Origin of the sequence: Fibrivirga algicola, assembly GCF_011742925.1 — a bacterium.
Classification (GTDB): domain Bacteria; phylum Bacteroidota; class Bacteroidia; order Cytophagales; family Spirosomataceae; genus Fibrella; species Fibrella algicola.
This window is the reverse complement of the sequence record NZ_WAEL01000003.1, coordinates 283,827-296,316: the sequence shown is the minus strand read 5'-3', so window position 1 is coordinate 296,316 and position 12,490 is coordinate 283,827. Positions and strand designations below refer to the sequence as shown.

The window sequence follows — 12,490 nt, the reverse complement described above, 5'->3', positions numbered from 1 at the left end:
TTGCGGCATGGCATGACCATTGCCGAAGGGTAAACTAAAACTACCTCAGTATGCTGCGTTCTCACCTTACGCTTGCCTTTCGTCAATTATGGCGAAACCGACTCTACACAAGCCTCAACGTGCTGGGTCTGGCTATCGGGCTGAGTGCGTGCTGGGTCATTTTCCAGATCGTCAGCTTCGAATTCAGTTTTGATCGCAATCACCCCAACGGCGACCGGCTGTATCGGGTGGTTAGCCGCCTTGACATCGATGGGAAGGAAATGGGGCATGCCGGTGTACCCAAGCCGCTGGCCGGGGCTATTCAAACGAAGGTAGCGGGTGTAGACCTAACCATACCATTCCAGAAAGTGTACGAACCGGCGATCGATGTGGCTGCTGCTGTCCCGTCTGTAAAGCCGGTTCGCATCGACGCTGTTGATCACGTTTGTCGCACAACCTCCGATTATTTCAAGCTGGTCCCGTATCGCTGGCTGGCTGGCGACCCCGCCAATGCTCTTGCTGAACCCGGTAGAGTGGTGCTGACTCAACGTCGTATGCAGCAGTATTTTCCTCAATTGACACCCCAACAGGCTATTGGCCGGCAACTTACTTACTATGGGTTCAATGATACTACCCGTACGGTTGTAGCAGGTGTCATTGCCGACCTAACGTATCCCACCGATTTCGATGGGAAGGAATTTATCGCGCTGGTTGGCGATAAGACCTACAGTGATCCTGAGGAATGGGGCAGTATCAACTCCGACAATTGGCTGTATGTGCTGGTACAACCTAACGTCAACGTGGCGCGGCTCAGTGAGCAGGCCACCCGGTTAACCCGGGCTAACGCAGCTCCGTTATTCCGGAAGTGGGGCACTAGCGACATGAACCAGCAGGTAGTTTTCCAGCCGTTGTCCGACATTCATTTCAACCCTGATTATGATGGGCGAGCTGATAAGAAAAGGCTGCTTAGTCTGGTGGGGCTGGCCCTGTTTGTGCTGGCGCTGGCGGTGGTCAATTACGTTAACCTGAGCACAGCACAGGTGCCGCAACGAGCCCGCGAGATTGGGGTACGCAAAGCGCTGGGGAGTAGTCGTATGGCGTTGATGACGCAGTTTCTGGGTGAGACCGCGCTGGTCACGGCTCTGGCGTTGCTGGTTGCCTGGCCATTTGCCGGGTTATTCATGCAGTCATTCCACGATCTGATACCTGAAGGAACCACCAACTACCTGAATGTGGGGCTACTGGCGGCGTTTCTACTTACGTTGCTCTTGCTTGTCAGTGTGTTTGCTGGCATGTATCCAGCCTGGCTCATTACCCGGTTACAAGCCGTACAGGTGCTTCGCTCGGGAAAAAGCGCGGTGCTGACAGGAAGTTCGGGGCGAATCACGCTGCGTAAAAGTCTGATCGTTTTTCAGTTCATCATAGCCCAGGTGTTCATTGTGGGGGCGATCATTATCGGTCAACAGCTTCGGTTTGCCTTCACCAAAGAGCTGGGCTTTACCCGACAGGCGGTGGTGTTGGTTAAGGCCCCCATGAAGTACGTCTGGAATGTAAAATCGCCGTTACGTACCCGGCATCTGACCCTCCGTGAGACCTACCGTCAACTGCCCGGCGTAGCCACGGTGAGCCTCGGCGATGCCCCACTTACCGGTTCCTATTCAACCGGTGAGGCCCGAATCAAGGGCCGGAAAGGGCAGGAGATCCTGGCCGCCATTCAGCGCAAACACATCGACACAACCTGGCTGAATCTGTATGGTATCAAACTGCTGGCGGGCCGAAATGTGCAGCCATCTGACACCGCCCGCGAATGGGTCGTGAATGAAACTGCCCTGAAAACCTTCGATCTGGGTACACCAGAGCAAGCCATTGGCAAATTGCTGTACGAAGGCAAAAAGGCCTATCCGATAGTGGGTGTGGTGAATGACTTTAATACACTGGGTATTTCGCGGAAGATCAACCCAGTGGCTCTGATGACCGAAACTCGCACCAATAACACGCTTAATATTAAACTGGCGTCGACCAACCCCGCCGACTGGTCGGGAACGTTGGCGGCGCTGGAACAGGCTTGGAAAAAAGCGTATCCGGATGATGCATTCAAATACGAATTTTATGACGATTCCATGCAGCACCTCTACCGGGAAGAGCAGACGCTGTCGCGGGTTATCAATCTGGCTACAGCAGTCGCCATTTTGATCTCGTGCCTGGGCCTGTTTGGACTAGCGACGCTTACCGCTTTCCAGCGCACGAAAGAAATTGGCATCCGCAAAGTGCTGGGAGCGTCGGTCGCCAGTGTAGTGGCCTTGCTGAGTCAGGAATTCGTGGTGCTGGTGGGCATCGCCATCGTGATTGCCACGCCGTTGGCGGGTTGGGGCATGAAACAGTGGCTCAATAACTACGCCTACCAGATCGATTTGTCGTGGTGGCTCTTCGCCGGTGCTGCTGTTCTGGCCCTGATTATCGCCCTGGTCACCGTCGCCTTCCAAAGCATCCGTGCCGCCATCGCCAACCCGGTGGATAGTCTAAGAAATGAGTAACAGTGTAGCACCGGAGCTCCAGCTTTGGTGACGTGAAGATATATTAAACTAACTATCGAAGCTGGAGCTCGGTGCTACCGTGACCCCCTATGCTATACCCCTACCTCAAGCTTGCCTTTCGTCAATTATGGCGGAATCGGCTGTACACGGGCCTCAACGTACTGGGTCTGGCTATCGGGCTCAGTACATGTTGGGTTATTTTCCGCATCATCAGTTTCGAGTATAGTTTTGACCGCAACCAGCCCAACGGCGACCGGATGTACCGGTTGGTAAGCCGTTATAACGCTGGTGGAAAGGACGTGGGAAGCCCACATGTACCTAATTCGCTGGCAGAAGTTGTACAAGGGCAAGTTGCGGGGCTGGAATTGGTGGTGCCGATTAGTCAGCATAATCCGTTTTTCGTTCTGGTGCCGTCTGTGGCTGGTAGTAAACCGCTACGGCTTAGTGAGGTAGGTGATAGTTACCAGACGACCCCGGCTTATTTTAAGCTTATTTCCTATACCTGGCTGGCGGGCGATCCGGCCAATGCGCTTGCCGAGCCGGGAAAAGTGGTGCTCACCCAAAGCCGAGCAAAGCTGTATTTTCCGCACCTAACACCCCGGCAGGTACTGGGCAAGCAACTCACCTACATTCATACGGCCGATACGACCCATGTCAGCGTAACGGGTGTTGTGGCTGACCTGATGTACCTGACTCACTTCGATGGGAAAGAGTTTGTGTCACCTAGAGAATGGCCTGTTAGCAATGCGGAACAATGGATTCAAGAAGACGCAATGGTGTATGTGCTATTGCAGCCAAAAGTTGATCCATCCTCCGTGATTCGGCAAATTAACTTGGTAGCCGCGCGTTATTTGGCTCTTGCCTACAAGCAGTTTGGCATGGGCAATGACCAACGCAGGCACTTGCTGCAACCGCTGGACGATATTCATTTCGGAGCCGATTACTGGCCGCGTGCCAGCAGGAAAGAGTTGCTGAGCCTGGCGGGTCTGGCTCTATTCATTCTTGCGCTGGCCTGCATCAACTATATCAACCTGAGTACGGCGCTGGTGCCGCAGCGGGCTCGTGAAATTGGCGTTCGCAAAGCATTGGGCAGTAGTCGGAGCACGCTCATTGCGCAGTTTTTAGGCGAAACCACCCTTGTTACCTGTCTAGCGCTTTTAGTGGCCTGGCCAATCTCGGTGCAGTTCGTACAGTCGTTTGATGAACTGGTGCCTTGGGTGGCGACCGACCGTCTTGATCCAATCAAAATTGCCCTTTTTCTGGTGGCGCTGGTGGCCGGTGTTAGCGTGCTGGCAGGGCTTTATCCGTCCTGGCTGATAACCCGGTTACAACCGGTTAAGGTGTTGCGTGGGCAGCGCTTGGTAGTGGTAGGCGCAACTGGACGAATTACGTTACGGAAAGGGTTGGTTGTCTTTCAGTTTGTCATCGCACAGGTGTTCATTGTCGGGACCATTGTGGTAGGTCGTCAGTTGCACTTTGCGTATACCCGGGATATTGGCTTCAACCGGGAGGCGGTCGTATTGATAGAGGCCCCAATGCAATATATCTATGATGAGAAGTCACCCTTACATAACCGCCACCTTACCCTATGCAATAACGTGAAACAGTTGCCTGGTGTAGCGGCGCTGAGCCTTAGCACTGCACCCATGTCGGTTGGTTTTGATGGTGAAGTAGGCATTAAAGGAAGAAAGTACGGACCTATAGGCTTTCTCTCAGCAGAAATGAGCCGAAAAGCGATTGATACGGCCTGGCTGGATTTATACGGTGTACAACTACTGGCAGGCCGTAACCTGAAGCATTCAGACACACCCCGCGAATGGATCATCAACGAAACGGCGCTGAAAGCCTTTAATCTGGGCTCCCCGCAAGAGGCGATTGGTAAAGTGCTGTATGAACATCCGTCGAATGACCCCGAGGGTAAGTATGGGACTATGTACCCAATCGTGGGCGTGGTCAAGGATTTTGATATGGGTGGGGTCTCGCGGAAAATAAAGCCGGTGGCCCTAACCACCGAGACGCGCTACGTCAACGGCCTTAATATCAAGCTGGCATCGGCTAACCCCACCGATTGGTCAGGTACGTTAGCTGCCATCAGGGCTATCTGGGAAAAAGCTTACCCCAACGATACGTTCAGCTATCGCTTCTACGACGATGTGCTCAGCGATATGTACAGTGAAGAGCAGACGCTATCGCGGATTGTCAACCTGGCTACGGTTGTTGCCATTCTGATCTCGTGCCTCGGCCTGTTCGGGCTAGTTACCCTCACAGCCTATCAACGCACCAAAGAAATTGGCATTCGTAAAGTGCTGGGAGCGTCGGTCGCCAGTGTGGTGGCCTTGCTGAGTCAGGAATTCGTGGTGCTGGTGGGCATCGCCATCGTGATTGCCACGCCGTTGGCGGGTTGGGGCATGAAACAGTGGCTCAATAACTACGCCTACCAGATCGATTTGTCGTGGTGGCTCTTCGCCGGTGCTGCTGTTCTGGCCCTGATTATCGCCCTGGTCACGGTCGCCTTCCAAAGCATCCGTGCCGCCATCGCCAACCCGGTGGATAGTCTAAGAAATGAGTAACAGTGTAGCACCGGAGCTCCAGCTTTGGTGACGTGAAGATATATCAAACTAATTACCGAAGCTGGAGCTTTGGTGCTACAACTCACAGCGTTATGCTACGCACCTATCTCATCCTTGCATTGCGCCAATTGGGGCGTAACCGGCTGTACTCGGCCCTGAACATTGGCGGGCTGGCCGTTGGACTAGCTGTCAGCGCCTACATCGGACTATACGTCTGGCACGAGTTTCACTACGACCAGTTTCATCCGCTGGCCGAACGTACCTACCGGGCTTTGTCTGTGTCGAATTACGACGGTCAGGAAATGACCATGGCCAACATGCACGAGTCGTTTGGTCGGGAAGCGAAACGACAACTGCCCGAAGTGGAACAGATTGTGCGTATTTCGGAAGGCATGGGCCCTGTCTGGGTACAGGCGGATGCTGATCATAAGCAAAAACCAAATAACGTAGGCTTTGCCGATCCATCGCTGCTGACGGTCATGGGCTTCAGCCTGGCTGAGGGAGACCCCCAAACGGCCCTGACCGAGCCGGGGAAGATCGTGTTGACAAAGCCGCTGGCCGAGAAGCTATTCGGCAATCAGAACCCGGTTGGTAGATCAATTACGTACGATAAAAACTACCCATTAACGGTCAGCGGTGTGTTTGCTGACCTGCCAACCAACACCATTTTTCGGTTCGATGCGCTCGTGTCGCTGGCCTCTGTGCCTACGTTGGGGGATCGGAAAAAGGAAAGTTGGGCGTATGCCGGTTTCCTGGACACATACCTGGTACTACGGCCCGGAACAGATGTGGCTAAGACGGCTGAAAAGCTGAAGTCGGTAAATAAGGGCGTTAAGTTCATGGATGCCAAGGCCTCATTCTTGCTCGAAGCCCTTCCCGATCTGCACCTGCACAGTCATACCGTTGCGGCCGATACGCGACAGAACCTGTACATTTTCCTGGGTATTGCCTTACTGATTCTGGCCTTAGCCACCACCAATTACGTCAGCCTGACAACAGCCCGCGCCACGCAACGGGCCCGCGAAGTGGGGGTTCGGAAAGCCATCGGTGGTCAACGGCGCGAGTTGGTTACGCAATTCTATACCGAATCCTTTCTGACAACTACGCTGGCCGTTGGGTTGGGGCTTGGCCTGCTGGCTATGTCGTTTCCGTGGATAAACCAGTTGCTGGGAATTCGTATGGATGGCCGCGTTTTCGATGATGCCAACTACTGGCTGTTGCTGGCTGGCCTGTGGCTTAGCTGCTCGTTGCTGGCCGGTAGTTATCCCGCTTTTCTACTGTCTGGATTTCGGCCGCAGGATGCCCTCAAAAGTACGGTGTCGGGGGGCAGGCAGGGAGCAGGTATGCGCCGTGTGCTGACGACGGGTCAGTTCGCGGCATCGGCTGGTTTGCTGATGTGCAGCCTGATTTTCTTCGCGCAGATGCGCTTTCTGCGAACAAAAAATATCGGTCTCGATCGGGCACAGGTAGTGTCTGTTGCCATTGACAAAGAGATGGCCCCGCAGTATGCGGCGTTTCGTGATGCCGTTCGTCAGTGGAATGGGGCCGATCAGGTGGCTGCTACCAATACGCGCTTGTTTACTCCCTACGTAGCTATCTATTTTTTGACCGCAAAAAAGACCAAGAAGCAGGCGATGGTTAACGTGCTGACAGTTGACAAATCGTTTTTTAAGACGCTTGGCATTGGCTGGGCCGTACCGCCCGTTGGGTGGAACGATAAAGCCATTACGAAGGAGTTGCAGGTGTATAATCAGCAGGCGATGAAAGAGGCCGGCGAAGCGGTTCGTGTAGTGCCGCATCCCGACCCGTACGGTTTTACTAATCAGGGTCTTCAAGGTGTCACAGCAGATTTCAAGCTCTTTGGGTTAAAGCATGAACAGTCACCGGTGATGCTCTCGATTGTGAGTGATACCAGCCGGGCCGTAGTAGAAAATGGCGGTTATTTGTTGGTGAAACTGAACCCAAAGCAGGATGTACCTGTGGCACTGGGTCAGCTTAAACTGCTGTACGAACAAGCCAACCCACCCGCCCCCTTCGATTATTATTTCCTCGACGACGCCTACAACAAACTTTACGAAAAAGAGCAGCAATTGGCCACGCTCGTCAACGGCTTCACGGTGCTGACTTTACTGGTTGCCTGCCTCGGCTTATTGGGATTGATGACATTTACCGTAGAGGCCCGCACGAAAGAGATCGGCATTCGGAAAGTGCTGGGAGCCAGCGTTGCCGGTATTGTCGGCATGCTCAGTCGAGAACTGGTGGCGTTGGTGGTTGTGGCTGTGCTCATCGCCAGTCCGCTGGCGTGGTGGGTCATGAATACCTGGCTAGCCGACTTTGCCTACCGCATTACCATTGAGTGGTGGGTGTTCGCCGTGGCGGGGGCAGGGGCCATGCTCATTGCTCTCCTGACCATCAGTGTGCAAAGCATCCGTGCCGCTATCGCCAATCCAGTCGATAGCCTGCGGAGCGAATAGGTACCGTAAACCGACAAGGCGATAACCGCCTTGTCGGTTTAACATTGGATCAAAGCCAACCTCGGTTAGGCAATGATGGCCTGGCGTTGCCAAGCCGCCCTTCCTGTGTAATTTCCTGACCACCCGACAGTGGGTGGGTGCTTAGTTTATTGAGTTCATTACTTGTACATACAGCCAAACTGCCTGCCCCTATGCTGCATTCTTACCTGACTCTTGCGCTCCGTTCACTGTGGCGCAATAAAGTATATACCCTGTTGAATGTCAGTGGTATAGCTGTTGGACTGGCAGCCGTGACGTTGATTTATTGGCAGGTCAGCCAGATCAACTGCTTTGATAGTCAACATCCCCACGCTGACCGGCTGTATCGCCTGAGCGAAACCTTGCCGCCCAACCATGAACCGGGCACGACCACAGTGACGCCTTTACTGCCCACGCTGCTGCGCGAAAATCCAGCCGTTGAGACGGGCACTCGGCTATTCAGCTGGGAAACGAACTGGATAACGTACCTGAACCGCGATGAGCAGCAGGCAATCTTCCACGCCGACACCAGTGTATTTTCCGTGTTCCATTTCCCGCTCAAACTTGGTAATCCCCGAACGGCCCTGGTCGAACCCAACGCGATGGTGATTTCGGAAAAGGTTGCCGACAGACTGTTCATTGGCGAAAATCCGATGGGGAAAACGGTTACTTTGGATAACGGGCGTATCTACGTGATTCGTGGCGTGATGGGGCCGCGCCCGGCCAATTCGGCCATTCATGCCGAGGTATTACTTTCTTTCGCCAATCTGCTGGCCACAAATCAGCCTGCAACCGAAAACTGGTACAACGGCAATTGCCAAACGTATGTGCGGCTTCGACCAAAGACTGACCCGGCGGCGTTTGAGCAGTCGATGAGTGCGTTTGTGGCAAAGCACTACGTGGGGGAAGGCCGCGACCGTAAGCTGACGCTGCTACCTATTCGCCAACTGCTTCGGAAAGACGCGGGTGCGCTGTTGACGGTCATCGTCTACGGCCTGGGATTCATTGCGGCCTTTATCCTGCTCATCGTTGCCATCAACTTCCTGAATCTGTCATCGGCGTTGTCGCTGGCCCGTTCGGGTGAGGTGGCCTTACGTACAACGCTGGGTGCCGGGGTTGGTCAGATTCTGGGTCAGTTTGTGCTGGAAGCCGTGTTGGTTGCCGCCGTCGGGGCACTGCTGGGTACGTTGCTGCTGAAGGCATTACTACCTGTCTACATCGACTTCTTCGACATTGATACCATGTTCTCGCCCCAGCTGCCGCTGAGTACCAGTCTGTTTCTGGTGGGCGTTGTGTTGTTGCTGGGTACGTTGGCGGGTTGGTTACCGGGTCGTTACCTGACGCGCCAGAAACTAGTTACGGCCCTGCAGGGAAAGGCGACCGTGGGCAAACGTACCCCGTTCCGGTCAACGCTTGTGGTAGTGCAGTTTACCTTGGCTACGATCATGATCACCTGCACTGGCGTAATGATCACGCAAAACGCCTTTATCCGGAATCAGCAGATCGGGTTTCAACAGAATGACATCGTGGTGGTAGACCTGGACCGGTCGTACCGAAACCCCGCCAGTGCCGAGCCCGCTGTCGATAACCTGATTGGCCGACTACGGCAGAATCCAGCGGTGCTGGATCTAAGTACCACGGCAACTATTCCGGGTAAATACTGGCTGAACAAGAATACCTACACAGACCTGACCGCCAACCGAGATGTCTCTTTCGAGCAGCAGGCCGTCGATGAAACGTACCTATCTACGTTTGGCATCCCGCTTCTTGCGGGCCGTTCGCTGCTGGCCGCCGATACAGCGACTAACCATGTAATGGTCAATGAAACTGGTGCCAGAAGACTGGGGTACAAAACCGTGGGCGAAGCGATTGGTAAGGTACTCAAACCACACGGTAGCGATAGCCCGTTCACGATCGTGGGGGTCTTTCGCGATTATTACAAGCGGGGTGTGCATCATGCTATAGAACCTATGCTTTTCTGGTCTACTGGCCCGGCCCGCTTACGAGACAACAGCTGGCTTAGCCTTCGGGTGAAGCCGGGTACAGCCCCTACGCTGCTGGCTGATCTGGAGCAGCAGTTTCAGACCATTCCGGCCCGAAAACCGTTCAGGTACGTCTATCTGACCGACGACTACAACCAGGTATATACTGTCATGGCGCAGTCGCAGGCGTTTCTGACGGGGATGGCCTTGGTTACGGTCTTACTGGCCTGTGCGGGTATTTTCGGCCTGTCGTTGTTCAGCATTCGGCAACGTACCCGCGAGATCGGCATTCGGAAAGTGCTGGGGGCAAGTGTAGGTAGCGTGGTCTGGCTGCTCTCGCAACGTACAGTACGACTGGTCGGTATCGCCGTGGTGATTGCCAGTCCGGCGGCCTGGTGGATGATGAATCAATGGCTCAACACGTTTGTGGTACACATCGCTTTCCCGTGGTGGGTAATAGCCTGTTCAGGGACGTTGGCGTTGGTAGTGGCTATTCTGACGGTATCTTCCCAGAGCATTCGCGCCGCCGTGGCTAATCCAGTGGATAGTCTGCGTAGCGAGTAACACAGTTTTTAGAGTTTGCTATGACAGACCAGACATCCGACGTCAGAATTATACTTAGAAAGCCAGTTGCTGGTGCCGTTTATGGGTTGCAAAAAGGAAGTGGAAGCCACTATGAAACCATCCAGAAACAGGCAGCTGGTTCCGACGATCTACTCTTCGCTACCGCTCTTCCCGCAAAGAGAACCAAAGAAGGGGATCTGATTCTGTACGGGCCTCTTTGTCAGGGTCCGCCGCATGAACGGTTTCTGTATCTGGACATCGGCAGCTATGCCGGTCAGGAAAATGCGCCTTTCAACGGGCGTCTGAAAGTGCCGCTTCCCAAAATATCTGACGAGTTTAGTAGCGAAGCAATAGGGGAACGAATCTTCGTAGCCACCATCTACGGCACCGAAGAGAAGACTGGCCGCCCGGTTGGGGGAACTGCTAAACCTGTTGATGGCTGGAAGATTGATTGACGCTAGGTCATTCTGCATCACCTCGGAGTATCCGCGCTGTTACAGTCAATGTGGTCGATAGGCCATGAAACGACTGATTTAGTGGGGCGGTGCACAGGTGAAAAGGGTCAACCTATAAAAATAAATGGCCTGTTGCTGGCAACTGTCTGTGTTGGCAACGTTGATGGTTTAGCGTCACTTTAGTGATGCCCAGACTACGACTTTACTCTGACTGTGGACAAGATTGACGAAATACGAAAACTCATCGCGGAGAAAACGGGACTAGCCGTCAGCGAGGTGGGAGCACACTGTGACATCGACCTTGATTTGGGTTGCACCGGTGACGACTTTCACGAGTTCATGCAGGCATACGCATCGGCGTTTCGGGTCGATATGAGCAGCTACCTGTGGTATTTTCACACCGAAGAGGAAGGCCAGAATGTTGGCGCTGCTTTCGTCAAAGCACCTACTGATCGCGTCGATCACATACCGGTAACGCCGCAACTGTTAGTGAAATTTGCTGATAAAGGGCACTGGGACGTTGCCTATCCAGCGCACGAACTACCTAAACGGCGCTACGATATTCTAGTTAATCAGCTGTTGGTTGGGCTGATCATCTGCTTCATCGTGTATAGGTGCACCCTCTGACAGGAGAAGTCGACGAACATGTACCTGGTGCTCCCAGCTTTTAGCTAGGATAACTCCGGACTAGCTTACACCAGCCCGGTAGCTCACGATTCTGGTGCGTCTTATGGAATGTCAAGATCGGTTGAATCCATTGAGACAGGACCGAATGACGTTAATTATATGCTACGAGGGCTATGGTTGGTAGGTGGATGGCTGTTGTCGGCTGGTTGTTGGGGGCAAGCTGTGAAAAGTGCGCCTGCGGGAGGTAACGGGCTGGTTGGGGAGTATTATGCTGGCTCGGCTTTTAACCGGAAAGTGTTGGTGCGTACCGACTCGCAGGTTGATTTTAGCTGGGACGGGTACACCCTGCCTGCACCCGGCGTAACGCCCAACTCGTTTTCTGTTCGCTGGACCGGGAAAGTGTATGCACCTGTAACTGGCCCTTACAAATTCACGGCGGTCGTTGACGACGGTATCCGAATTTGGGTAGACGGCAAGTTGGCAATGGACGAATGGCGCTACCGTAGGCAGAAATTAGCCGGGCAGTCGGTGACCCTGCAAGCCGGTAAGTTCTACGACCTCAAGATCGAGTATTACAACGCCAAAAACGGTGGGTACGTACAGCTAAACTGGAATTTGGTAAACGAAACGGGAAAATCTCCCGCGTTTGAGAATGCGCCGCAGCAGAAAATATCGGGTCAATTTCTGTACAATGGTCCCTCGCAAAAGCCTGCGCCGCCAGTTAGTCTTCCCAAACCCAAGCCTGCACCAGCTGTAGTGCCGAAACCCACACCGCCTGTCGCTATAGTTGTTAAGAAATCACCTGCAGTAGTGAAACCAAAGGTCGCAGCCGTGAAGTCGGCATTGCCCCAGCCTGTCATCAATCAGGCATCTGTGTCTGGTGCCCCGGCTGCTTCACCGGGTAGCGAGCAGACCAGGCTGCCAGTAATCACTGTCGAGCCACCCGCAACGGTGCGACAGGTTACGTTTGCGCAGAGCGATTACCAGCTACTGCCTTCGTCGTATGCCGCGCTGAACGAACTGGCCCTAATCCTGCGACGTGATACGACTCTTAGGCTCGCCATTGCCGGTCATACTGATAATGTGGGCGATCCACGGCTGAATCTGATCCTGTCGGAACACCGGGCTAAAGTTGTACGCTTCTATCTGGTCAGGCAAGGTATCGCCGAGCACCGGCTGACGATCCTGGGCTTTGGTGGTTCGCAACCCCTGGCCTCCAATGACACAGAGGTCGGGCGGGTGCAAAACCGGCGGGTTGAATTCAAGATTCAGCCGTAGGGCCATTTC

7 protein-coding genes are annotated in these 12,490 nt (G+C 54.0%); all 7 read left to right on the top strand.

Annotated elements, in window-relative coordinates; translation table 11 throughout:
- Positions 1-50: 50 nt before the first annotated feature.
- The 7 genes from F7231_RS09745 to F7231_RS09715 all read left to right on the top strand — a co-directional run bounded on the left by F7231_RS09745 (position 51) and on the right by F7231_RS09715 (position 12,481).
- Positions 51-2,513 (top strand): ABC transporter permease, encoded by a 2,463-nt coding sequence (locus tag F7231_RS09745; RefSeq protein WP_166691756.1) that lies wholly within the window; start codon positions 51-53, stop codon positions 2,511-2,513.
- An 89-nt stretch (positions 2,514-2,602) separates the two neighbouring features.
- A complete protein-coding gene (locus F7231_RS09740; protein ID WP_166691755.1) occupies positions 2,603-5,083 on the top strand; it encodes an FtsX-like permease family protein in 2,481 nt (826 codons plus the stop codon).
- Between the two features lie 92 nt (positions 5,084-5,175).
- A complete protein-coding gene (locus F7231_RS09735) occupies positions 5,176-7,557 on the top strand; it encodes an ABC transporter permease (RefSeq protein ID WP_166691754.1) in 2,382 nt (793 codons plus the stop codon).
- 191 nt (positions 7,558-7,748) lie between these two features.
- The gene (locus F7231_RS09730; protein WP_166691753.1) at positions 7,749-10,121 is read left to right on the top strand and encodes an ABC transporter permease; all 2,373 of its coding nucleotides are present in this window, start codon (positions 7,749-7,751) and stop codon (positions 10,119-10,121) included.
- 20 nt (positions 10,122-10,141) lie between these two features.
- Positions 10,142-10,576, top strand: a complete 435-nt coding sequence (locus F7231_RS09725) for a DUF5990 family protein (RefSeq protein ID WP_166691752.1) — start codon at positions 10,142-10,144, stop codon at positions 10,574-10,576.
- Between the two features lie 213 nt (positions 10,577-10,789).
- A complete protein-coding gene (locus F7231_RS09720; RefSeq protein ID WP_166691751.1) occupies positions 10,790-11,203 on the top strand; it encodes a DUF1493 family protein in 414 nt (137 codons plus the stop codon).
- Between the two features lie 159 nt (positions 11,204-11,362).
- Complete coding sequence (locus tag F7231_RS09715) at positions 11,363-12,481, top strand: PA14 domain-containing protein (RefSeq protein WP_166691750.1); 1,119 nt, start codon at positions 11,363-11,365, stop codon at positions 12,479-12,481.
- The last annotated feature ends 9 nt before the right edge of the window (positions 12,482-12,490 follow it).